We start from the raw sequence: 23054 nt of genomic DNA, 5'->3' as shown, positions 1-23054 counted from the left end.
TTAGATACCGATATTTCGCTTCCTGAAAATTTACGTCACAATCTACGTGTCCGTTTCCCTCACCCCTCCGCCGCCATCAGCCGGTCATAGGCGGGCAAGGTCAGGAACTCGACGAAATCCGGGCGGGCGACCAGATCGCGGAACAGCGTGGCGGCGGCGGCGTATTGCCCCGCGTCGAACGTCGCGGCGCCGACGCGCGTCTTCCAGGCCGCCAGTTCCTCGGCGATCACCGAATCCACCAGTTCCACCGTAACGGCCCGGCCATCGTCCAGCGCCGCGCCGTGATGGATCCATTGCCAAACCTGGCTGCGGCTGATTTCGGCGGTCGCCGCGTCCTCCATCAGGTTGAACAGCGGCACGCAGCCCGAACCGCGCAGCCACGCCTCGATGTAGCCGATGCCGACGGCGACGTTGTTGCGCAGGCCCGCTTCGGTCTTCGCCCCTTGCGGCACGGTCAGCAGATCGGCGGCGGCGACGGTCAGGTCGGCGCGCTTGCGGGCGATCTGGTTGGGGGTGGGCATGTAGGCGTCAAAGACCGCCATCGCCACCGGCACCAGCCCCGGATGCGCCACCCAGGTGCCGTCATGGCCGTTCGACGCCTCGCGCTCCTTGTCGGCGCGGACGCGGGAGAAGGCGGTTTCGTTGGCGGCGGGGTCGTCCTTCACCGGGATGAAAGCGGCCATGCCGCCAATCGCGGGCGCGTTGCGGCGGTGGCAGGTCTTGACCGCCAATTGGCTGTAGGAGGACAGGAAATGGGTCGCCATCGTCACCTCCGCCCGGTCGGGCAGGACGGCGGCGGGGTCGTTGCGGAACTTCTTGATGAAGCTGAAGATGTAATCCCAGCGCCCGCAATTCAGCCCGGCGGAATGGTCGCGCAGCTCATAAAGGATCTCGTCCATCTCGAAGGCGGCGAGGATGGTTTCGATCAGCACCGTGGCCTTGATCGTCCCGTGGGCGAGGCCGAGAACCTCCTCCGCCACCGTGAAGACCTCGCGCCACAGCCGCGCCTCGAAATGGCTTTCCAGCTTGGGCAGGTAGAAATAGGGGCCGCTGCCGCGCGCCACCAGCTCCTTGGCGTTGTGAAAGACGAACAGGCCGAAGTCGAACAGCGCGGCGGAGATCGGCGCGCCGTCCATCCACACATGGCGCTCTTCCAGGTGCCAGCCGCGCGGGCGGATTTTCAGCACGGCGGGGCGGTCGGTCAGACGGTATTTCTTGCCCGTGGCGGGATCGTCGTAGGAAATCACCCGCCGCACGGCGTCGCGGACGTTGATCTGCCCCGCGATCTGGTTGGCCCAGGTCGGGCAGTTCGAGTCCTCGAAATCGGCCATGAACAGCTTCGCGCCCGAATTCAGCGCGTTGATGACCATCTTGCGGTCCACCGGCCCGGTGATCTCCACCCGTCGGTCGAGCAGATCGGCGGGCAGCGGGGCGATGGTCCAATCCGCGTCGCGGATCGCGCGGGTTTCCGGCAGGAAATCGGGCTTCCGCCCCTGGTCAAGCAACGCCTGACGCTTGACCCGGATGTCGAGCAGCCGCAGCCGTTCCGGCCCGAACCGCCCCTCCAGCTCCGCCAGGAAAGCCAACGCCTCGGGCGTCAAAACCGTCTCGTATCCGGGTTCCATCGGACCACGGATCTCAAGACCCGAGATGATGTTGGCCATGACGCTGCTCCCCATTCCTTATCGCGACGGACCGCTCTGCGACGGTTGAACACCTGCTATAGCACGACGCGCGTCCAGGTTGGGGACGGCCTAACGTCGCAGTGCGGCGGGGTGGTTGGGGGGGCCGGATGGATGCGGTTCTGGGTGGGGGAGTAAATTTTTTGACACAGATAAACACAGATGGACACAGATGGACACAGATGAATAAAATAAGATCGGGTTAAACTTGCTCAACAGAGGCAGCGATTTTGAAAGATTATTTTAAAATCTACATAAATATAATTTGACAACCTTCCAGGATAATGCTTAATTATCCATTGAATATTTATAGAAATTCCCGCTTCAATCAATCTGATATCTTGCTATTAAATTAGGCTCATCCCAAAATTCATCTGTGTTTATCTGTGTTCATCGGTGTCAAAAAAACCCCTCACTCCGACGGCTCCGTTATTTTCCGCCGGGCCAGCGGATGATGCTCCCGCATCACCGCCCGCAACCGTTCCGTCACGACATGCGTGTAGATCTGCGTCGTCGCGATGTCCGCGTGGCCCAACATCTTCTGGACCGACCGCAGATCGGCGCCATGGTCCAGCAGATGGGTGGCGAAGGCGTGGCGCAGGACGTGCGGGCTGACCTTTTCCGGGTCGATGTTCGATTCGACCGCCAGTTCCTTCAGCAGTTGGGCGAAGCGCTGCCGGGTCAGATGGCCGTCGGTGGAGCTGCGCGACGGAAACAGGAAGGGGGTTTGCGCCGCCTCGCGCCCCGGCACGACGAAATGGCCGCGCAGGGGGAGATAATCGGCCAGCGCCGCCACCGCCGGATCGGACAGCGGCACCATGCGTTCCTTTCCGCCCTTGCCGCGCACGACCAGCCCGCGCCCGTCGCGCAAAATCGCCGTCATCGGCAGGCCGACCAGCTCCGACACGCGCAGCCCGGTGGCGTAGAGCACCTCCAGCAGCGCCACCAGCCGCAGCCCTTCCGGCCCGCCGCGCGCCTCGGCGGTGGCGATCATGGCGTTGACCTCGGCCTCGGTCAGAATCTTGGGCAGCGAGCGCCCCTGTTTCGGGCTGTCGAGGGCGGAGGCCGGATCGTCGGCCCGCAGCCCTTCCGACACCAGAAAGCGGTAAAACTGCCGCATCGCCGACAGACGCCGGGCGATGGTGCGCGGGGCGGGTGGTTCGGGCGCGTCGTCGCGGGTCTGAAAGGCCAGATAGCCGCGCAAATCATCCGTGCCCGCCCGGTCCAGCGGCGTGCCGCGTTGGGCCAGCCAGCGGCCCAGATCGGCCAAATCCCGCTCATAGGCCATGCGGGTGTTGGCGGCCGCGCCGCGTTCGGCGGTCAGCATGTCGAGAAAGGCGTCGATGTGGGGAGAGGCCGCCAGCGGACGGGGTTTGCACGGGCGTCCGCGACGTTTGGGCTGCGTCATTTCACGATCCTGTCGGGGCGGCCAAGGCCGCCATCGCTTCGCGGGCCAGGGCGCGGGCGTCCGGCTCCAGCCCCACCGCCCGCAGATTGGCGGCGACCCGCGCCACCAGCAGGGGCGACGCCCCGGCGGGACCGGCCTCGCCCAACAGCAGCAGCGCCGCCGCCACCGTTTCGCCGACCCGTCCGCCGGTCGCCGCGTCGCCCAGCCGTTGCCACAACGCCGGATCGGCGCCGCCCGCCACCCCGCCCGGCGGTCCGGCTCCGTCGGTCGCCGCCAGCCACGCCGAATCGGGCACCGCCACGCCGACGGCCTGGAGCAGGACCAGTTGACCGACCAGCCGCGCCCGCGCGGCGGCGTCCGCCCCGCGCAGCGCCTCGTCCAGCCACGCCGCCACCCCCGCCGATTCAGCCCCGCGCGGGAGCAGGCCGGAAACCGCCGCCAAGGGCCACAGCCACGCCACGTCCGCCGTCCGCCCGCGCAGCGCCAGATCCAGCCAGCGCTTGGCCGCGTCCAACCGTCCAAGCGCGCAATAAAGCCGCACCGCCGCCGGGGCCAAGCTTGCCGCGTCGGCGGTCGGCGACACGGTGTCGAGCAGGCTCGCCGCCGCCCCGCCGACCGGCCCGGCGCGCCACAGCGGATCGACCAGATCGACGGCCAGCGCCGCCAGCCCGATCCGCCGCGTTCCCTCCATCGTTCCCGCCATCGCCTGTTGGACCAACGCGCGGCTGCGGGCGGAGCGGTCGCGGCTGGCGATCTCCTTCGCCCGCGACAGCTCGTCGCCGCGCGCCGGAACCTGCGCGTAGAGATCGAGCAGTTGGCGGGAATCGAGGAACAGCGACGCCGCCGCCCGCTCCCCCGCCGACACCCGCGTCATCGGGTCGCTCGCCGGGTTGGTGGCGACCGCCGCCAGCAGGGCCGGATCGGTCAGCGACAGCGCGTCCGGCGGAACCGGCAGGCGGGCGGCGCGCATGGAGGCCAGCGCGATGGGGGTGGCGTCGAGCAGGCCGCGCGCGGGCGGCGGGCCACCGACCAGCGCCTCGGCCACCGGCAGGAAGGGATCGGCCCGCCCGGCGCGCTCGCGCAGCATCGCCAGCGCCAGATCGGCCCCGGCCCGATCGCCCAAGCGCGCCCGGCAATAGAGATCCAGCTTGCGCCAATAGAGATCGTCAAAGCCCTGGCCGCGCGCCTGCGCCTTGGCGCATTCCATCGGACCGACCAGCAATTCGGCGTCGGTCAGAGCGCGGGCGGCGGCCTCGTCGGCGGCCAGCAGGCCGGGCAGCCGGTCGGCCAGCTCCGACGCGGCGCGCGGATCGCCCAGCCGGGCCAGCGCCTCAACCCGCAAGGCGCCAAAACGGCGGGCGGCGGGCGCGGCGGGGAAGGTTTCAGGCTGTGGTCCCGCTGGCTGAAGCCCGGCGGGGGCCAGCGCGGGCGACCCGGCGCTCAGCAACAGACGGCGTTGCAGGGCCTTCGCCGCTGGCGAGGGGGCATTGACCGGCAGCGCGGCGATCAGCGGCAGCAGATCGGCTTGGGAGATCCCACGCCAGGGATCGCCGCCCAACCCGTCCGCGCCGCTCAACAGACCGGCGCCGTCGGGATCGGGCGGCCCCAGCGCTTGCGTCGTCACCGGCGCGGGGCGGGGAACCACCGGCACGACCGCCATGGAGGGCGGGCTGGGGGCAGAGCTGGGAGGGGGCGCGGCCAAGACGGGTGCGGATGGAGCGGGCGCGGCGACGCTGGGCGCCGAACGGGACTCGGGCAAGGACGCGGGCGGCGTCAGGCGAATCGGCGGGCCAACGACCTGCGCCGCAGCCCCGGACGCGACGCCGGACAGCGCGAGAGCGAGCGCCAGCGCCCGCCGAGCCACGCCCAATCGGGACGTTTCAGCGCGGGAACCGCACATCCGGCAAGACCTTCTCCACCGCCTTCGACGGAGCCGGCATGTCCCAGGACGCCAGGAAAATCATGCCGCCGCAGAAAATCAGCAGCAGCAAAACGACAAGGACGGAGACGAACCGGCTCATGGCACCAAAGGAGATGTTGTGGCGGGGATACGACAGGGCGAACGACCCTATCACGTCTGCGACCGCGCGGCTTGGGACAAGAAACGGTCTTTCTGCTAGGCAGGCCGCAACCGTCCGGCCAGCGTCAGCCCGAAGGCCGCCGTTCGCACAGCGCGCGCAGTGTAGCCGCAGGACGCGCCGCCGCGCAACAGACGGAACCGTGAAGAATGCGCGCGCCAAGCGTCGCGCCCCGCGTTCCGGGATGGCGCCCGGGGGGTTATGCTTGGTATGACGGTGGATCGTCACGGTTTGGTGATATGGGTAAGGCAAAATGGGACTGCGCAAGGCGATGACCGATCCGCTTCCGACATTGACGGAGGCCATGACGCCGCGTCTTCCCCGCACGGTGGTGCTGGTCGGGCTGATGGGCGCTGGAAAAAGCGCCATCGGTCGCCGACTGGCCGCGCGCCTGAACCTGCCCTTCCGCGACGCCGACATCGAAATCGAAGCGGCGGCGGGCTGCACCATCGCCGAGATTTTCGCCCGCGACGGCGAGCCGGTGTTCCGCGCGGTGGAGCGAAAAATCATCGCCCGCCTGCTGACCGAAGAGCCGGTTCACATTCTGGCGACCGGCGGCGGCGCCTTCATGGACGCCGACACCCGCGCCACCGTCCACAACCACGGCGTTTCGGTGTGGCTGCGCGCCGAGCTGGACGTGCTGATCGCCCGCACCGCCAAGCGCACCCACCGCCCGCTGCTCAACCAGGGCAACCCGCGCGACGTGCTGAGCCGTCTGATGGCGCTGCGTTACCCGACCTACGCCGAAGCCGACCTGACCGTCGTCAGCGACGAGCGCCCGCCCGACACCACGGTGGAGCTGGTGATCGAGGCGCTGGAGCGGCATTTCGGGATTCCCCTGCCCCACCGCGCCGGACACGCCGCCCACCCCGCCACCAGCAAACCCGTCGGGACACCCTAAAACCATGACCGCTTCGCTCGACACCGTCCGCCTCGACCTCGGCGCCCGCAGCTATGACATTCTGGTTGGCGACGGCGTGCTGTCCGACGCGGGCGAGCGCATCGCCGCCGTCACCAAGGGCCGCGCGCCCATCGTCGTCACCGACGCCAACGTCGCGCCGCTGCATCTGGACAGCCTGAACGCCGCGATGATCGAGGCCGGGATCGCCCCCTCCCCCGCCATCATCCTGCCCGCTGGGGAGAAGACCAAGGATTTCGGCCATTTCCAGACGCTGCTGGACGACATTCTCGGGCGCGGAATCGAACGCTCCACCGTGCTGTTGGCGCTGGGCGGCGGGGTGATCGGCGACATCACCGGCTTCGCCGCCGCCTCGGCCCTGCGCGGAATCGACTTCATCCAGGTTCCCACCACCCTGCTGTCGCAGGTGGACAGCTCCGTCGGCGGCAAGACCGGCATCAACAGCCGTCACGGCAAGAATCTGATCGGCGCCTTCCACCAGCCCCGGCTGGTCATCGCCGACACCGCCACGCTCGACACCCTGCCCAAGCGCGAGGTGTTGGCCGGTTACGCCGAAGTGGTCAAATACGGCCTGATCCGCCTGCCTGACTTCTTCACTTGGCTGGAAAACAACGGCCAGCGCGTGGTGGACGGCGACAGCGCCGCCCGCCGCCACGCCGTCACCACCAGTTGCCGGGCCAAGGCCGACATCGTCGGCGTGGACGAACGGGAAAGCGGCGACCGCGCCCTGCTCAACCTCGGCCACACCTTCGGCCACGCGCTGGAGGCGGCGACCGGCTTCGGCCAAACCCTGCTGCACGGCGAAGGGGTGTCCATCGGCATGGTGCTGGCCTTCGACCTGTCGGTGAAACTCGGCCTGTGCCCGGCGGAGGACGCGCGGCGCGCCCGCGCTCATCTGGCGTCGGTCGGCCTGCCGGTGCGCCCGACCGACATTCCCGGCGTCGCCTGGAACGTCGATGAGCTGATCCGGTCGATGGCCAAGGACAAGAAGGTGTCGGATGGCCGCATCACCTTCATCCTCGCCAACGGCATTGGCAAGGCCTTCACCCGCCGCGACGTCGACGCCGACGCCGTGCGCGCCGTGCTGAGCGAATCGGTGACGGCGGCGTAAGACCCTCCACGCGGATCCCTCACGCGCACGGATCATCCGCCTATCGTCTCATTGCGCGGCGGGCGTGCGCCTTTTCATACTCTCCCTCGACGACGCGCGCGGCACGGCGCGCGGTCGCGCACCGCATCGGGGGAGAACACGCGCATGAAAATCCATCTGGCCGCCGCCGCTCTGGCTTTGCTCGCGCAACCGGCCTTGGCGCTGGAGGTGAAGGAATCCACGCGGATCGCCGCGCCCATCGACCAGGTTTGGGCGCAGATCGGCGATTTCTGCGGCATCGCCGCGTGGCACCCGGCGGTCGAAGGCTGCACGCTGCGCCAGCGCGACGGGGCGCAAGAGCGCGACATCGCCCTGAAGGGCGGCGGCTCCATCGTCGAACGCCGCCAGGCCGTCTCCGCCGCCAAGCATTGGCTGCGTTACAGCATCGTCAGCGGCCCGCTGCCGGTGGAAAACTACGTCTCCACCCTGCGCCTGACCGCCGTGGACGCCAAAACCACCCGAATCGTCTGGTCGTCCCGCTTCAAGGCCAAGGGCGCGCCCGACGCCGAGGCGAAAACCGTCATCGCCGGGATCTACACCGCCGGGTTCGATGGATTGCGCAAGGCCTTGAGCGGGAAATGACCGAACACGGCGAAAGGATCTGAATCCTTGGCGGACGGTCCCGAGAACTCGGCTTAATGGAGTAGTCTCTGGACAATTCGATTGATTGACTGCGACGGCGACAAACTGTCAGGATCGTCGCTTCGCAACGCATGAGTCGCGTTGAAGAGCATCGTTTGTCCACAAAATCCACCGCCGAGGGAGAGGGACACATGCCGACCCGCAAGTTGATGCCCGACGTCATCAAGAATCAGGAATTGTCGTGCCTGCCGCCGACCGCGAGCGCGCGCGACGCCGCCCTGCTGATGGCCGAACGCCGCATCGCCGCCGTTCTGGTGACGGAGGGGCGAACCCTGAAGGGGATCGTCACCGAACGCGACATGACCGTGCGGGTGGTGGCCGCCGGTCTGGACCCGGCGACCACGCCGCTGTCCACCGTGATGACCGCCGATCCCGACACCCTGCCGCCTTCCTCCCCGGCGATCGCCGCGATGGAGTTGATGGAACGGCACAATTACCGCCATCTGCCCGTCGCGGTCGATGGCGAGGCCGTCGGCATGGTGTCGATTCGCGACCTGTTCGCCGTGGTCCGCACCCATCTGGAGGAGGAAATCCGCGACCGCGAGGCCTTCATGTTCGGGTCGGGCTATTCGGCGGAGGGATCCGCCTAAGCGTCCCGCCATTGACGCAAAGGTAACGCTGCATTGCGGCGGGGTTGGCTTGACCAACGGGCCAGCCCCGCCGATAGTTCGTGATGTCACAGGACATTCCGTCGCCAGACATGACGAACCGAGAGCACCGATGCCCCTCTCCGCCCCCGCCGCGCGCACGCCGATCCACACCCGCAAGGTGACGTGCGAAGGCTTCCGCCGCGCCGATGGGTTGTGGGACATCGAAGGCCACATCACCGACGTCAAAAGCTACGCCTTCCACACCGAAGAGCGCGGTCATATGGAGCCGGGCGACCCGATCCACCAGATGTGGATGCGCCTGACCGTGGACGACCAGTTGACCGTTCACGCGGTGGAAGCGGTGACGGAGCACAGCCCCTACCGCGCCTGCCCGTCGATCACCCCGCGCTTTCAGGCGCTGGTTGGTTTGCGGATTGGCCCAGGCTGGACCCGCGCGGTCAAGGATCGGCTGGGCGGCCCGCAGGGCTGCACCCATCTGGTCGAGTTGCTGGGACCGATGGCGACCACCGCCTTTCAAACCGTCTTCCCCATCCTGACCCGCGAGAAGGCTGACAAGGCGAAAGCCGAAGGGCGCAGCGTCCAGGACGGCAAAGAACGCCCGACCCTGCTCAACATGTGCCACATTTTTTCCAGCGACGGCGAGGTCGTGCGCACGCATTGGCCGGACCATTACACCGGCGACCGCGCGGCGGACGAAGCGGCGGAGTAAGCTTCCCCGTCGCACGCTCCAAAAAAGAAACCCCCGTCCGAACCGGACAGGGGGTTGGGGAGTTCAAAACGCCACCAGCGCGACAAACGCCTTTACGGGCCGTCGTAGCGGACGACCTCCTGGTCGATGGCGCCGAAGACGCTGGCGCCAGAGTCGTCGAACAGCTCGATGCGCACGCGGTCGCCAAAGCGCAGGAACGGGGTTTTCGGGGCGCCCGACGCGATGGTTTCGATGGTGCGCAGTTCAGCCAGACAGGAATAACCCACGCCGCCCTCCGACACCGGCTTGCCGGGGCCGCCGTCCAGCTTGTTGGACACGGTGCCGGAGCCGACGACGCTGCCCGCCGCCAGATGGCGGGTTTTGGCGGCGTGGGCCACCAGGGTCGGGAAGTCGAAAGTCATGTCCACGCCCGCGTCGGGCGCGCCGAACAGGTCGCCGTTCAGCCGCGACACCAGCGGACGATGCAGCTTGGCCCCGTCCCAGGCCGCGCCCAGCTCGTCCGGCGTCACCGCGACGGGGGAGAAGCTCGACGCCGGTTTGGATTGGAAGAAGCCGAAGCCCTTGCCCAGCTCCGCCGGGATCAGGTTGCGCAACGACACGTCGTTGACCAGCATCAACAGCTTGATGTGGCCGCGCGCGGCGTCCGCCGACACGCCCATCGGCACGTCGTCGGTGACGACGGCGATTTCCGCCTCGAAATCGACGCCCCAGGCTTCCGTCGCCGCCGGGATCGGGTCGGTCGGGGCGAGGAAGCCGTCCGAACAGCCCTGATACATCAGCGGGTCGGTCCAGAAGCTGGGCGGCATTTCCGCCCCGCGCGCCTTGCGGACCAACTCCACATGGTTGACGTAGGCCGAACCGTCGGCCCACTGATAGGCGCGCGGCAGCGGCGAAGCCGCCTGCGCCGGGTCGAAGGGAACCCCCGCCGCCGGGTCGGCGTTCAGCCCGGCGTAGACCGCCTCCAGCTTTGGGGCCAGCGCCGCCCAATCGTCCAGCGCCGCTTGCAGCGTCCGGGCGATGGCGGGAACCTCCTGCGCGCGGGACAGGTCGCGCGCCACCACCACCAGGGTTCCGTCGCGCCCGCCCGCCTTCAAACTCGCCAGCTTCATCGTTGTCTCTTCCCTCGTGATCTTTGCAGCCGCAAGGCCTGCGCGGCCCTTATTTCGTCTTCCAACTGTCGGCGTAGCCGGACCATTCGGCGTCTTCCATCGCGGCGTAGACGTCCAGCGGGTCGCGGGTGTCGATCATCACCGCGACCTCGTCGGTTTCCTTGCGGTCGTATTTCTGCGCCGTCTCGTAGGCCTTCGGATGCGGCCCGTGCGGGAAGCCCGAGGGGTGGTACGTGACCATGCCGGGGTGGATGTTGTCCCGCGAGAAGAACTGGCCCTGGTGGTAGAACAGGACCTCGTCGTAATCCTCGTTGGAATGGTAATAGGGCAGCTTCAGCGCCTCCGGGTCCGATTCGATGGGGCGCGGCACGAAGGTGCAGACGATGAAGCGATTGGCCACCCAGGTGCTGTGCGCCGACGGCGGCAGATGGTAGCGGTGGCTCATCAACGGGCGGATGTCGCGCCAGTTCAGCCGCACCGGGGCCAGATCGCCGTGCCAACCCACCGCGTCCAGCGGGTTGAACGGGTAGGTCATCGAACAGACCTGCCCGCGCTTGCGCACGCGGATGTGGGTTTCGCGCTCGCTCTTCTGGCTTTGGAAGGCGTCGTCGAGCAGCGGGACGTCCAGCATGGCCGGATCGAAGATGGCGTGGGCGCCGACGATGCCCTTGGCGGGCAGGCGGTAGGCGTCGTTCGTCGCCTCCACCATCAGCACGGTCGCCCCGCCCTCGCTCTCCAGCCGCCAGGCCGTGTTGCGCGGCAGGACGACGTAATCGCCCTCCACCGCCGTCAGATGACCATAATCGCAAAACAGTTCGCCGCCGCCCTGGTGGAAGAACAGCAGATCGTCGCCGTCGGCGTTGCGGACCAGATGCTCCATCTTGCCCTTGAACCGCCACAGCCGGACCTGCGTCGCGGCGTTGCCCATCAGGCTGGGGGCCGACAGCGGGCAATCCAGCGGTTGGTCGGCCTTGTTCAGATCAAAGGCGCGCGGGCGCAGCGGCCCGTCGAAGCGGGTCCAGCCGGTGGGCGGGTGGGCGTGGTGAAACTGGGTGGCGGGACCAAAGAACCCCTCGCGCCCCACCTCCCGCTCATAGGTTCCGGCGGGAAGCCGGACATGGGCCTGACGGGTCGCGGTGCCTTCGACCTTCGGGAACGAGATCCAGTTCTTCAATGCGTCCTCCCACGGGGATCGGTGGCGGGCTTTTCCGCCCGGTTGTCGTATGTTGACAAGATAGTTTCGTTTGAAACTGTTGCAAGCACAAAATTCCGGGTCAGGATGGATTTTCAGCGCTGCAACGTTTCGGCAGCCGGTTCGCCCCGCCCTCTTTGCTCAAGAAGCCCGCCCATGCCGCCCGTCCGCCGTTCCCGCTCCGCCAAGCCCGCTTCGGCGTCGCTGCACCTGACGCGCTTCCTGCCTTACCGCCTGTCGGTGTTGGCCAACACGGTCAGCCACACGGTGGCCAAGCTTTATGAAACGCGGTTCGGCATCACCATCCCGGAATGGCGGATCATCGCCGTGCTGGGCGGCGGCGAAACGCTGAGCGCCGGGGAAATCGCCCAGCGCACGGCGATGGACAAGGTGCAGGTCAGCCGGGCCATCAGCCGGATGCTGGACTCCGCCCTGATCCTGCGCGAATCGGGCGACGCCGACCGCCGCAAGGCGTTGCTGACTTTGACCGCCAAGGCCTTGGCCATCTACGCGGAAATCGTGCCGATGGCCCTGGCCTATGAAGCCGAGTTGACCACCGCCCTGTCGGACGAAGAACGGGCGACGCTCGACCAGTTGCTGACCCGCTTGCAGGCCCGCGCCGACGAATTGGCGGCGGCCCCCGCCCGCCAGGGCGCCGGAGACGAAGACGACGGCGCCTGATTCAACCGCCCTTGGTCCGGTGCAGCGGCTGGACGGTTCCGGCGTCCACACGGGGGCGGTTCGGCTCCTCGGCGGTCAGCGCCTCGCAGGCGACCATGGTGGCGAGCGAGCGTTCCGCCAGCCGCTGATACTCCCGGGTTCCTTCCGCCTTCCAGGCGATCTCCTGCGCACTCAAGTCCCGCATCACCTTGGCTGGCAGACCGGCAACCAGCGTGCGCGGCGGCACGATGAAACCCGCCTTGACGAAGGCCATGGCGGCGACGATGGCCTGTTCGCCGATCACCGCGCCGTCCATCACCACCACGTTCATGCCGACCAGCGCGCCGCGCTTGACCACACAGCCGTGCAGCACCGCGCCGTGGCCGACATGGCCGTCCAGCTCGATGATCGCGTCATGGCCGGGAAAGGCGTGCATGGTGCAATTGTCCTGCACGTTGCTGCCCGCCTCCAGAAGGATGCGCCCGAAATCGCCGCGCAGGCTGGCGCAAGGGCCGACGTAGCAGTTCGGGCCAACCACCACGTCGCCGATCAGCACCGCCGAGGGGTGGACGAAGGCGGTCGGGTCGATCACGGGAACGACGCCGTCAATCGCGTAGACGGCAGGGCGCGGCAGGCTCATCGGAACATCCTCGTCGGTCGCAAACGGCTTATAGGCCGGGTCACGCTACACCGCCGCCGCGCTGTACGCGATACTGATTTTCCGCCATCATGAGCATGTCTGTATCGTGTTATGATGGGGACAAGATCCGCGCTTGATTGGTATCAAATGAAACTGTATCGTTCGCAACAATAACAATCCGCCCAAAGCCATCCCCAGGGGGAAACATCCATGCATGCGGCCTACAGCTATCCGAAATTTCCCTACCAGCCGTCGGTGGAGCAGCGCACCGGCGCGCGGCCCCGTCATCCGGTGGTCGTCGTCGGGGCCGGGCCGGTCGGCCTGACCGCCGCCATCGATCTGGCGCAAAAGGGCGTGCCGGTGGTGGTGATCGACGCCGAGGACACGGTCAGCGTCGGCAGCCGCGCAGTCTGCTACGCCAAGCGCGCGTTGGAGGTGTGGGACCGGCTGGGGGCCGGGCGACGGATGATCGACAAGGGCGTGGTGTGGAAGATCGGCAAGGTCTTCAACGGCGACGGTCTGGTCTATCAATTCGACCTGCTGCCGGAGCCGGACCACAAGATCCCGGCCTTCATCAACCTTCAGCAATATTACCTGGAGGATTATCTGGTCGCCGAGACCCAAAAGCAGGATCTCATCGACCTGCGTTGGCTGTCGCGCGTCCTGTCCGTGAAGCAGGAGGCCGACCACGCCGTCTTGCAGGTGGAAACCCCCGACGGGGTCTACGCGCTGGAGGCCGATTGGGTGATCGCCTGCGACGGGGCGAAATCCTCGGTGCGCAAGATGCTGGGGCTGGAGTTCCAGGGGGAGGTGTTCAAGGACCGCTTCCTGATCGCCGACGTCATCATGAAGGCCGACTTCCCCGCCGAACGCTGGTTCTGGTTCGACCCGCCGTTCCACCGCAAGCAATCGGCCCTGCTGCACATGCAGCCTGACAATGTGTGGCGCATCGACTTCCAACTGGGGTGGGACGCCGACCCGGAGGAGGAAAAGAAGCCCGAGCGCGTCATCCCCCGCCTGAAGGCGATGCTGGGCGACGATGCCCAGTTCGAGCTGGAATGGGTGTCGGTCTACACCTTCCAATGCCGCCGCCTGGACAATTTCCGGGCGGGCCGGGTGTTTTTCGCGGGCGATTCGGCGCATCAGGTGTCGCCGTTCGGCGCGCGCGGGGCCAACAGCGGTGTGCCCGACGCCGACAATCTGGCCTGGAAACTGAAGCTGGTCATCGACGGGCTGGCCCCGGAAAGCCTGCTCGACAGCTATTCCGACGAACGGGTGGCGGCGGCGAAGGAGAACATCCTCAACTCCACCCGCTCCACCGACTTCATCACCCCGAAAAGCGCGATGAGCCGCATGTTCCGCGACGCCGTGCTGGAATTGGCCGAGGAGTTTCCCTTCGCCCGCTCCCTGGTGAATTCCGGGCGCCTGTCCACCCCGACCACCTACCTCGACAGCCCGCTCAACACGCCCGACCGTGACGTCTTCGGCGGCAAGATGGTTCCGGGCGCCCCCGCCACCGACGCGCCGGTGGAACGCGACGGCCAAGCCGGTTGGCTGATGGACGCGCTGGACGGGCGCTTCGTCGTCCTCTACGCCGCCGGGACGGAGCCGGTTCCGGCGACGGTCGCCGCCGCGCTGGACGATCTGGCCCGTGGGCCGCTGCCGCTGGTCTGGCGCGCCGTCACCGACCGCCGCAGCGGACACGCCAACGAGTTGGTGGACAGCGCCGGGCGGATGCGCGAGCGCTATGACCTGACGCCCGGCAGCGTCTATCTGATCCGCCCCGACCAGCATGTCGCCGCCCGCTGGCGCGCCTTCGACGCCGCCGCCCTGTCCGCCGCGCTGAACCGCGCCGTCGGTCGCTGACCATTCCTTGTCTGTTTTCAGGAGTTCCGTCCCCATGGCCTCGCTTGTCACCGACACCCGATTCGCCGCCCCCGACGACGTCTATCAGGCCCTGATCGACAGCCACCGCGACCTGACGCCCGACCAGAGCGCCATGCTGAACGCCAAGCTGATCCTGCTGCTGGCCAACCACATCGGCGACGCCGAGGTGGTGGCGCAAGCCCTGGCCATCGCCCGCAAGGGCGTGGTGTAAAGCGCCGCAAGGGCGTCATGTAAAAGCGCCGCAAGGGGCTTGTTCGTCGCTGGGAAAGGGTTCTACAACAAGGGGGAGGCTGATTGTCGCGGAAGCCCGGCGCCCCAAGCGCGCCTGACGCCCGCCGCGACGTCGGCCACCCCCATCGGCCTGTGCGCCGGTCCTGTCCGATGGGGCGACGAACAACGACCGGAGATAAGGACGCCCCCGCGATGTCGAACCAGCACAAACAAGCCATGGACGCGGTTCTGCAAGCCGCCGCGCACGACATCGTCGCCACCCTGCAAGAGCGGGAGGTCACGGATCGCCACAGCGAAGAGGCCGACCTCGCCGTTCTTGACGTCGCGATTCTGCACGCCTACCGCGTCTTCATGCGCATCTGCGAAGAAAACGGCATGGAGGTGGACGCCGGCTATTTCGCCGACCTCGCCGCCGACCTCGCCGACGAGGTGGCGCAGGACGAAGAGGAATGATCGGGGCGGACGCTTGATCGCCCGCTCGCGCCTGCCCCCTCCCTCCCACGCTGACGCGCGGGTCCCTCCCTCCCCCGCTGCGCGGGAGAGGGCGTTTGCCTCTTCGCCGCCTGTCCCCTCTCCCGCGACAGCGGGGGAGGGTTAGGGAGGGGGCAAAGCCGCCGCGCACGCTCACCCGAAAGCCCGCCATGCCCTCCCCCGCCCCATCCCCCGCCCCGTCTCCCGACGTCGCGGTGATCGGCGCCGGTCCCGCCGGGCTGATGGCGGCGGAGATCGCGGCCAGCGCCGGGTTGCGCGTCGTCATCTTCGACCAAACGCCCAGCCCGGCGCGCAAGCTGCTGCTGGCCGGGCGCGGCGGCCTGAACCTCACCCATTCCGAACCGCTCGACCGTTTCCTGCCGCGCTATGGCGCCGCCGAACCGCTGTTCCGCCGCCTGCTGACCGATTTTCCGCCCGACGCCTTGCGCGATTGGGCGGCGGGTCTGGGCGTCGAGACCTTCGTCGGCAGCAGCGGGCGGGTTTTTCCGGTCGGCATGAAGGCGTCCACCCTGGTGCGGGCGTGGCTGCGCCGGTTGGACGGGCTGGGCGTCGCCCTGCGCCGCCGCCACCGCTGGACCGGCTGGGACGCCGACGGGCGGCTGACCGTGGAAAACGCCGACGGCGAAGCCATCACGCTGGCCCCTCGCGCCACCCTGCTGGCGCTGGGCGGGGCGAGCTGGCCGCGCACCGGCTCCGACGGGCGATGGACCGGGATTTTGGCCGCGCGCGGGGTGGAGATCGCCCCGTTCCGCCCGTCCAACATGGGGTTTGAGGTTCCCTGGTCCGACCATCTGCGCGCCCGCTTCGCCGGGCAGCCGGTGAAAAGCGTCAGTCTGTCCGCCGCCGGGCGGCGGATCAAGGGCGAGTTCGTCATCACCGACAGCGGCATCGAAGGCGGCGCAATCTACGCGCTGAGCGCTCCGCTGCGCGACGCCGTCGCGGCGGACGGCCACGCCATCCTGACGCTCGACCTGCTGCCCGATCTGACCGAAGCGGTGCTTCTCAACCGCCTGCGCCAGCGCGGGGCCGAATCGCTGGCGACCTTCCTGAAAAAGGCGCTGGGCCTGACCGGCGTCCGCGCCGCCCTGCTGCGCGAATTCACCCCCGCCGCCGCCCTGTCCGACCCGGCGGCGCTGGCCCGCAGCCTGAAGGCGCTGCCCATGCCGCTGACCGGCGTCCGCCCCATCGACCGCGCCATCTCCAGCGCGGGCGGCGTGCTGTTGTCGGAGTTGGACGACCAGTTCATGCTGACACGCGCGCCCGGCGTTTTCCTGGCCGGTGAAATGCTGGATTGGGAGGCCCCGACCGGCGGCTATCTCCTGCAAGGCTGCTTCGCCATGGGCGTCGCCGTGGGCCGGGGGATCGTCGCGCGCCTGGACACGCCCTACCGCTGCGACGTTCCGTAATCATACTGAACCTTCGGCGCGCTGCCGCCGCCGGTCAGTTTGCTGATGAGCGAGCCGATGCCGCCGCTCTCCTCGCGCGGGATCGCCACCGGGCCTTGAACCGCTGAACTGACTGGACTGACGCCGGGCAAGCCGCCCGCCGACGCCATCGGCGCGTTCCAGGCGGGCGCGCCGTCCAGACCGGGCAGCGGGCGCGGCGGTTTGCCCGCGTGGGCGTCCATCATGAAGCCCTGCCACAGCTTGGCGGGCAGCGTGCCGCCGGTGACTTTCTTCATCGCTTCGTTGTTGTCGTTGCCCAGCCACACCCCGGCGACCAGATCGGCGGTGAAGCCGACGAACCAGGCGTCGCGGTATTCCTGCGTCGTGCCGGACTTCGCCGCCGCCGGGCGGTCGAGCCTGGCGCTTTTGCCGGTGCCGAACTCGATCACCCCGCTCATCATCCGCGCCAACTGCACGGCCAGCGCCGGATCGACGACGGCGGCGGACCCGCCGCCCTGGCGGCGGTAGAGCACCGCGCCATCCGCCCCCTTGATCTCGCTGATGGCGTAGGCCCAGACCGGCGCGCCCCGGTTGGCGATGCCCGCATAGGCGCGAACCAGATCGAACAGAGTCACCTCGCTGGTGCCGAGCGCCAGCGACAGATCCTTAATCATCGGCGTGCCGATGCCCAGCGCGGCGGCGATGCGGCGCACGCGGTCGGTGCCGACCTTCTCGATCAACCGGACGGTGGCGGTGTTGGACGAATGGGCCAGCGCGCTCGCCAGCGTGATCGGCCCCCGGAATTTGCCGTCGTAATTGCCGGGACTCCAGGCGCCGATCTGGATCGGCGCGTCGTCGATCAGGGTTTCCGGCGTCAATCCCGCCTCCAGCCCGGCCAGATAGACGAAGGGCTTGAAGGCCGATCCCGGTTGGCGCATCGCCTGGGTGGCGCGGTTGAACTCGCTGCTGTCATAATCGCGCCCGCCGACCAGCGCCCGCACCGCGCCGTCGGGGGCCATGGCGACCAAGGCCCCCTGCCGCACGTTGGCGGCGGGACCGGAGGAGGACAACAGCGTTTCCAGCCGCTGTTCGGCGGCGCGCTGCATCTTCAAATCCAGCGTGGTCCGCACGACGACGTCGCCGTGATCGGCCCCGACGAAGCCCGACACCAGATCCGTCACCCAGTCGGCGAAATAACGGCCATCGCCGCCCGGCTTGCGGCGCGGCGCGGGCGGGGTGGTGCGGGCGGTTTCCGCCTCTTGCGCGGTGATGAACCCGGCGTCGGCCATCGCCAGCAGAACGATGCGGGCGCGTTCGGCGGATTCGTCCGGGTTGGCGGTGGGGGCGTAGCGCGAGGGGGCCTTCAGCAACGCCGCCAGAACGGCGGATTCGCGCATGTCCACCTGAGTCGCCGGTTTGCCGAAATAGGTGCGCGAGGCCGCGTCCACCCCGAAGGTTCCCGCCCCCAGATAGACCCGATTCAGATAGGCGGTGAGGATCTGGTCCTTGGTGAAGCGGTGTTCCAGCCACAGCGCGAGCATCGCCTCCTGGATCTTGCGCTTCAGCGATTTTTCCGCCGTCAGAAACAGATTCTTGGCGAGCTGCTGGGTGATGGTCGAGCCGCCCTGCGTCGCCCGACCGGAGCGCCAATTGACGTAGACCGCGCGCGCCAAGCCAATCGGATCGATGCCGAAATGAGAATAGAACCGCCGATCCTCGATCGCCAGCACGGCGTGAATCAGATGCGGCGGCAGATCCTTCACGCCCAGCGTCGTGCCGTGCAGATCGCCAAAGCGCGCGAACTCGGTCCCATCGGCGGCCAGCACGGTGACGGAGGCCCGCCGCTCGAACTGCGCCACCTTGGAAATGTCCGGCAAATCCAGCGCGAAATAGGCCAACACCGCGCCCAGCCCAACGCCGCACCAGATGCCGACCACCAAGCCCCAATGAATCAGAACGCCAACCCACAGCCCGGCCCGCTCGCTGCGGTTGGACGGCATACGGTTGGGCGGCGGTTTGGCGGCCTTGCGCGGCGGCTTGGGAGGGGGAGGCGGCGGCGGATAAGAGGGCGGCGGCGGCGCACTCCCCGCCCCGCGCTTGCCAAAGATCGGCAGCGTCGCCAGAGAGAAGCGCGCGGCTTTCCCGCCGCCGGGCCGCTTGGATCCGGCGGTCTTGCCCCCGGTCTTCGCGGTTTTGGCGGCGTGGCCGGGGCGCGGTCCCGCGAAAAGCTGATCCGGTCGGTCGGCGGTCACGGCGCGCTTCCAGCCCCTTGCGTTGGCGACTGCGACGCCGCGCGCCGCATCCCCGCCATATAACCCCCGCCACCGCGCGGCGGAAAGGGCCGCAACGGGCCGCCGATCATTTGCCCGGCGACCGTGGCGAAAGAATGACGCTTCGCACACCCAAACCCCGCGACACGGCTCAACCGATCAAGCCGTGCTTCTTCAGCATCCCGCGAAGCTGGTGATAGCCCAACCCCAGCGCGTCGGCGGTCTGGCGCTGGTTGAAACGGTGCCGCTCCAACGCCGCGCGCAGCTTCCCGGCCTCAAACGCCCGCAACTCCTCCAGCAAGCCGCCGGGCGCGTCGTCGGAAAGGGGTGGCGGCGGCTCCACCAACGGTTCAACCGACAGCCGCGTCGGCTGCGGACGCCAGGGCGAGGCGAAGGGGTCCAGAATGATCGCGGCGACCGGCGAGTCCGGTTCAGCGGCGGCGACGGAGCGTTCGACCGCATTGCGCAGTTCGCGCACGTTGCCCGGCCAGTCATGGCCCTGCAAAGTCTCAAGCGCCGCGTCGGTGAAGCCGGGAAACACAGACCGCCCCAACTCCCGCGCCATGGCCACCGCGAAGTGACCGGCCAGCAGGGCGACGTCCTCGGGCCGGGCGCGCAGGGGCGGCAGCGTCACCACGTCGAAGGCCAGCCGGTCCAGAAGATCGGCGCGGAACCGCCCAGCCTCGGCCAGCGCCGGAAGATCGCCGTTGGTCGCGCCGATCACCCGGACATCCACCGTCGCCGTGCGCCCGCCCACCCGCTCGATCTCGCCATACTCGACGGCGCGCAGCAGCTTTTCCTGCACGGCGGGGGACGCGGTGGCGATTTCGTCGAGAAACAGGGTGCCGCCGTCGGCCTGTTCGATCCGCCCGATCTGGCGGCGGGTGGCCCCGGTGAAGGCCCCGGCCTCATGCCCGAACAGTTCGGAATCCAGCAGGCTTTCCGGCAAAGCCGCGCAATTGACCTTCACGAAGGGCCGGTCCCAGCGCCGCGACAGGTAATGCAGCCGGGCGGCGATCAACTCCTTGCCGGAGCCGCGCTCGCCGATCACCAGCACCGGACGCTCCAGCGGAGCCACCCGCGAGACATGGGCCAGCGCCGCATGGAAGGCGGGGGATTCCCCCAACAGGGGCGGCGGCGCGGTCATCATCGCAAATTCTACTACTTTATCGTCTGTTTCACCAAATTATCGCGAAATCCACAACTCGGCAAGCCGTCCCATGCCCAGCCTGACCGGGGAAAACCCAGCCTTTGCAAGGCGTCGCCCCCGCCGCGCGGGATTGGCACGACGGTTGCGATGGGAGACGCATGGAAGGAGATCACCCATGACCGACTTCAACGACTATCGCCGCCGTTACAGCGACGTCGGCCCGCTGCTTCAGCGCGCCCGCCTGTTTCTGGCCTCCCGCCCAGCGGAAAGCTGGTTGTTTTTCTTCGCCGGCATCGTCGTCGGCGCCATCCTCGGCTGAACGACAGGACACCGATCATGAGCATTTTTTCCCGCCTGACCGACATCGTGCAGTCGAACCTGAACTCCCTGCTGGACCGCGCCGAAGAGCCGGAAAAGCTGATCCGCCTGATCGTCCAGGAGATGGAGGACACGCTGGTCGAGGTCCGCTCCTCCACCGTCAAGATCATCGCGGAGAAGAAGGAGATCGAACGCCGCGTCGCCGATCTGCGCCGTGAGCGCGACGAGTGGGACCGCAAGGCCGAACTGGCCCTGACCCACGACCGCGAGGATCTGGCCAAGGGCTGCCTGCTCGCCAAATCCAAAATCGCCGAAGAGGCCGACGCCTTGACCGAGCAATTGATCCATGTCGAAACGGCGCTGTCCAAGGCCAACGAGGACATCGGGCGGCTTCAGGCCAAGCTGACCGACGCCAAAAACCGGGAAAAGGCGCTGACCGCCCGCGCCCAGACCGCCGCCAACCGGGTGAAGCTGCGCGGCAGCCTGCACGACGACCGCATCAACGAGGCGCTGTCCCGTTTCGAGCAGGTCGAACGCAATCTGGACGAGATGGAAGGCCGCGTCGAATCCTACGACCTTGGCCGGACCAAGAGCCTGGTCGAGGAAATGGCCGAGCTTGAGGCGACCCACAAGGTGGAAGGCGAGTTGGCCGCGCTGAAGGCCCGCATCGCCGCCCGCCGCGCCACCTGATCCTGACTCTCCGGCTGGAAAGGCCCATCGACCATGGGGTTCTTCGCGTTCGTCATCGGCGTTCTGTTCATGGTGGTGGTGGCGCCGGTTTGGATCGTCTTCCACTACATCACGCAATGGCGCGCCCAACGCGGCCTGAGCGCGCAGGACGAGCAACTGCTCGCCGAACTGTGGGAGATCGCCAACCGGCTGGAAGGCCGCATTCACGCGCTGGAACGGGTGCTCGACAGCGAAGCGCCCGCCTGGCGAAACAAAATCTAACAGAAGGGCACGACCATCATGGACCGCTCGTCGCCTCCCCCCGGCTCCCCTCACGGCTCCCCGTTTGAATCGCCCAACCCGCACCGGCTTTATCGGAACCCGCAACAGGGCGTGTTGGGCGGCGTGTGCGCCGGGATCGCCGATTATTTCGGGGTCAAGCCGCTCGCCATCCGGTTGGCGGTGGGGGTGGGGCTGTGTTTCTTCGCCTTCCCGCTGATGATCGGCTATGGAATCGCCATGATGGCCCTGCCGGTGCGCCCGCAACAGCTCTACCGCAACCCGGAAGAGGAAGCCTTCTGGCGCACCGTGTCCACCAAGCCCGACCGCAGTCTGGCCGGGCTGACCCAGCGCTTCCGTGATTTTGAAAAACGCATCGCCGGGTGCGAGGCCTTCGTCGCGTCCAAAGAGTTCGAGCTGAACCGCGCGATCCGCAACCTGGATCGCTGACCCCCTCTTTTGATCCCCTCTTTTGTGTCTGGAGAAACCGCGTGATGGGACCAACCGCCCCTTCCCGATGGATCCCGCTTGCCCTGATGGCGGCGATGGCGGCCTTCCAGGCCGGTTCCGCCTGGGCCGCCGACGCGCCCGCCGTCGGTTTCCGCAAGATGGCCGTGCCGGAAACGGCGCAGCATCGCGCCCTGGAGGTCGCCGTCTGGTACCCGACCAACGATCCCCGCCAAAACGCCACGCTGATCGGCGACAACCCGGCCTTCGTCGGCGTGTCGGCGCTGGTGGACGCGGTTCCGCAGCCGGGCCGTCACCCATTGGTCGTGCTGTCGCACGGCTATGGCGGCAACTGGACCAACGAACAATGGTTGGCGGCGGATCTGGCGGCGCATGGCTATGTCGTCGCCGCCGCCAACCATCCGGGAACGACCAGCCGCGACATGGCTCCGCCCGGCGCGGTCAAATTGTGGGAACGCCCGCGCGACGTCAGCCGCGTCATCGACGCGCTGAACGACGATCCGCGACTCAGCCCCAGTCTTGCGCCGCAGCGCGCGGCGGTGATCGGCCATTCCCTGGGTGGTTGGACCGCCGTGGCGCTGGCGGGCGGTCGCTTCGACCCGCAGCGGTTTGCGAAATCCTGCAAGGCCCATCCCGAGATGGCCGCCTGTGGGCGCGAGATCGGCGCCGATCAGCCCGGCGCCGAAGATTTGGCCGCGCTGTCGCAACCCTTGGCGGACGCGCGCGTCCAGGCCATCGTCACGCTGGATCTGGGCTTGTCACAGGGATTCGATCCGGCCAGCCTCGCCGCCATGACGACGCCAGCGTTGGTGATCGCCGCCGGTCCCGGCGACGCGCGGATGCCTGTGGCTCTGGAGTCGCGTCATCTGGCCGACCAGATGCCCGCCGCGACGACACACTACGCCGCCATCGAGGACGCCAGCCATTTCAGTTTCTTGAATGTCTGCAAAGCGGACGCCATCCCCTTGTTGGAGGCGAACCGGCCAGGGGATGGGATGATCTGTCGCGACGGCCACGGACGGGACCGCGCCGCCATTCACCGGCAGGTCGCCAGTCTGGTGTCGCGCTTCCTCAACACGATCATGCCGCCAACGCCCTAAGGCGT

The 23054-nt window shown here is 68.0% G+C and carries 24 protein-coding genes; 15 read left to right on the top strand and 9 right to left on the bottom strand.

The genetic code is table 11. From position 1 onward, the window contains the following. Nucleotides 1-59: 59 nt before the first annotated feature. From aceB to ACODS4_RS09215, 4 genes are all read right to left on the bottom strand, one after another. A complete protein-coding gene (aceB, locus tag ACODS4_RS09230) occupies nt 60-1664 on the bottom strand; it encodes a malate synthase A (protein ID WP_488862896.1) in 1605 nt (534 codons plus the stop codon). A gap of 430 nt (nt 1665-2094) precedes the next feature. Further along, the gene (gene xerD / locus ACODS4_RS09225; RefSeq protein WP_488862894.1) at nt 2095-3090 is read right to left on the bottom strand and encodes a site-specific tyrosine recombinase XerD; all 996 of its coding nucleotides are present in this window, start codon (nt 3088-3090) and stop codon (nt 2095-2097) included. A 1-nt stretch (nt 3091) separates the two neighbouring features. Further along, nucleotides 3092-4990, bottom strand: coding sequence for a hypothetical protein (locus ACODS4_RS09220; protein WP_488862892.1), 1899 nt, complete (start codon nt 4988-4990; stop codon nt 3092-3094). Then, nucleotides 4971-5111: a hypothetical protein gene (locus tag ACODS4_RS09215; protein ID WP_488862890.1), complete on the bottom strand. Its 141-nt coding sequence runs from the start codon at nt 5109-5111 to the stop codon at nt 4971-4973. The genes ACODS4_RS09220 and ACODS4_RS09215 overlap by 20 nt, the downstream gene beginning before the upstream one ends. Before the next feature lie 310 nt (nt 5112-5421). On the opposite strand from ACODS4_RS09215, the gene ACODS4_RS09210 reads away from it, so the two are divergent. The 5 genes from ACODS4_RS09210 to ACODS4_RS09190 all read left to right on the top strand — a co-directional run bounded on the left by ACODS4_RS09210 (nt 5422) and on the right by ACODS4_RS09190 (nt 9199). Continuing rightward, nucleotides 5422-6069 (top strand): shikimate kinase, encoded by a 648-nt coding sequence (locus ACODS4_RS09210; protein WP_488862888.1) that lies wholly within the window; start codon nt 5422-5424, stop codon nt 6067-6069. Nucleotides 6070-6073: 4 nt separating this feature from the next. Further along, nucleotides 6074-7198, top strand: a complete 1125-nt coding sequence (gene aroB / locus ACODS4_RS09205; RefSeq protein ID WP_488862886.1) for a 3-dehydroquinate synthase — start codon at nt 6074-6076, stop codon at nt 7196-7198. Between the two features lie 144 nt (nt 7199-7342). Continuing rightward, nucleotides 7343-7819, top strand: coding sequence for an SRPBCC family protein (locus ACODS4_RS09200; RefSeq protein WP_488862884.1), 477 nt, complete (start codon nt 7343-7345; stop codon nt 7817-7819). Between the two features lie 191 nt (nt 7820-8010). Further along, complete coding sequence (locus ACODS4_RS09195; RefSeq protein ID WP_488862883.1) at nt 8011-8469, top strand: CBS domain-containing protein; 459 nt, start codon at nt 8011-8013, stop codon at nt 8467-8469. Between the two features lie 130 nt (nt 8470-8599). Beyond that, nucleotides 8600-9199: a DUF2889 domain-containing protein gene (locus ACODS4_RS09190; protein ID WP_488862881.1), complete on the top strand. Its 600-nt coding sequence runs from the start codon at nt 8600-8602 to the stop codon at nt 9197-9199. 92 nt (nt 9200-9291) lie between these two features. On the opposite strand, the gene ACODS4_RS09185 is transcribed toward ACODS4_RS09190, so the two are convergent. Together ACODS4_RS09185 and ACODS4_RS09180 are read right to left on the bottom strand one after the other, a co-directional pair. Then, nucleotides 9292-10308 carry a fumarylacetoacetate hydrolase family protein gene (locus ACODS4_RS09185; protein ID WP_488862879.1) on the bottom strand — a complete coding sequence of 339 codons (1017 nt, stop codon included), beginning with the start codon at nt 10306-10308 and terminating at the stop codon, nt 9292-9294. A gap of 49 nt (nt 10309-10357) precedes the next feature. After that, nucleotides 10358-11482, bottom strand: a complete 1125-nt coding sequence (locus ACODS4_RS09180) for a homogentisate 1,2-dioxygenase (protein ID WP_488862877.1) — start codon at nt 11480-11482, stop codon at nt 10358-10360. 174 nt (nt 11483-11656) lie between these two features. Between ACODS4_RS09180 and ACODS4_RS09175 the strand changes: the two genes are divergently transcribed. Beyond that, on the top strand, nt 11657-12181 hold the full coding sequence (locus ACODS4_RS09175; RefSeq protein ID WP_488862875.1) for a MarR family winged helix-turn-helix transcriptional regulator: 525 nt from the start codon (nt 11657-11659) through the stop codon (nt 12179-12181). 1 nt (nt 12182) lies between these two features. Here the strand turns inward: ACODS4_RS09175 and ACODS4_RS09170 are convergent, their stop codons facing one another. Then, a complete protein-coding gene (locus tag ACODS4_RS09170) occupies nt 12183-12800 on the bottom strand; it encodes a phenylacetic acid degradation protein PaaY (protein ID WP_488862873.1) in 618 nt (205 codons plus the stop codon). A gap of 210 nt (nt 12801-13010) precedes the next feature. On the opposite strand from ACODS4_RS09170, the gene ACODS4_RS09165 reads away from it, so the two are divergent. From ACODS4_RS09165 to ACODS4_RS09150, 4 genes are all read left to right on the top strand, one after another. Further along, entirely contained in the window at nt 13011-14666 is a 1656-nt protein-coding gene (locus tag ACODS4_RS09165) for an FAD-dependent oxidoreductase (protein WP_488862871.1), read from the top strand. Nucleotides 14667-14700: 34 nt separating this feature from the next. Then, nucleotides 14701-14898, top strand: a complete 198-nt coding sequence (locus ACODS4_RS09160) for a DUF2783 domain-containing protein (RefSeq protein WP_488862869.1) — start codon at nt 14701-14703, stop codon at nt 14896-14898. Between the two features lie 212 nt (nt 14899-15110). Then, the gene (locus tag ACODS4_RS09155) at nt 15111-15371 is read left to right on the top strand and encodes a hypothetical protein (RefSeq protein WP_488862867.1); all 261 of its coding nucleotides are present in this window, start codon (nt 15111-15113) and stop codon (nt 15369-15371) included. Between the two features lie 188 nt (nt 15372-15559). After that, nucleotides 15560-16816, top strand: a complete 1257-nt coding sequence (locus tag ACODS4_RS09150) for a TIGR03862 family flavoprotein (RefSeq protein ID WP_488862865.1) — start codon at nt 15560-15562, stop codon at nt 16814-16816. On the opposite strand, the gene ACODS4_RS09145 is transcribed toward ACODS4_RS09150, so the two are convergent. Together ACODS4_RS09145 and pspF are read right to left on the bottom strand one after the other, a co-directional pair. Next, a complete protein-coding gene (locus tag ACODS4_RS09145; RefSeq protein ID WP_488862863.1) occupies nt 16795-19047 on the bottom strand; it encodes a transglycosylase domain-containing protein in 2253 nt (750 codons plus the stop codon). The genes ACODS4_RS09150 and ACODS4_RS09145 overlap by 22 nt on opposite strands. Before the next feature lie 169 nt (nt 19048-19216). Further along, nucleotides 19217-20215, bottom strand: a complete 999-nt coding sequence (gene pspF, locus ACODS4_RS09140) for a phage shock protein operon transcriptional activator (protein WP_488862861.1) — start codon at nt 20213-20215, stop codon at nt 19217-19219. A 175-nt stretch (nt 20216-20390) separates the two neighbouring features. On the opposite strand from pspF, the gene ACODS4_RS09135 reads away from it, so the two are divergent. Genes ACODS4_RS09135 through ACODS4_RS09115 form a run of 5 tightly spaced genes read left to right on the top strand, consistent with a single transcriptional unit; the run spans nt 20391 to nt 23049 of the window. After that, complete coding sequence (locus ACODS4_RS09135) at nt 20391-20534, top strand: hypothetical protein (protein ID WP_488862859.1); 144 nt, start codon at nt 20391-20393, stop codon at nt 20532-20534. 17 nt (nt 20535-20551) lie between these two features. Beyond that, the gene (pspA, locus tag ACODS4_RS09130; protein WP_488862857.1) at nt 20552-21223 is read left to right on the top strand and encodes a phage shock protein PspA; all 672 of its coding nucleotides are present in this window, start codon (nt 20552-20554) and stop codon (nt 21221-21223) included. Between the two features lie 33 nt (nt 21224-21256). Continuing rightward, a complete protein-coding gene (gene pspB, locus ACODS4_RS09125) occupies nt 21257-21484 on the top strand; it encodes an envelope stress response membrane protein PspB (protein ID WP_298374361.1) in 228 nt (75 codons plus the stop codon). A gap of 18 nt (nt 21485-21502) precedes the next feature. Further along, a complete protein-coding gene (locus tag ACODS4_RS09120; protein ID WP_488862854.1) occupies nt 21503-21931 on the top strand; it encodes a PspC domain-containing protein in 429 nt (142 codons plus the stop codon). A gap of 44 nt (nt 21932-21975) precedes the next feature. After that, a complete protein-coding gene (locus tag ACODS4_RS09115) occupies nt 21976-23049 on the top strand; it encodes an alpha/beta hydrolase family protein (RefSeq protein WP_488863156.1) in 1074 nt (357 codons plus the stop codon). The last annotated feature ends 5 nt before the right edge of the window (nt 23050-23054 follow it).

The sequence above is a fragment of the Azospirillum sp. FG154 genome (assembly GCF_057809575.1).
Note: the sequence above shows the minus strand (reverse complement) of the source record. Positions and strands in the feature narration are given on the sequence as shown.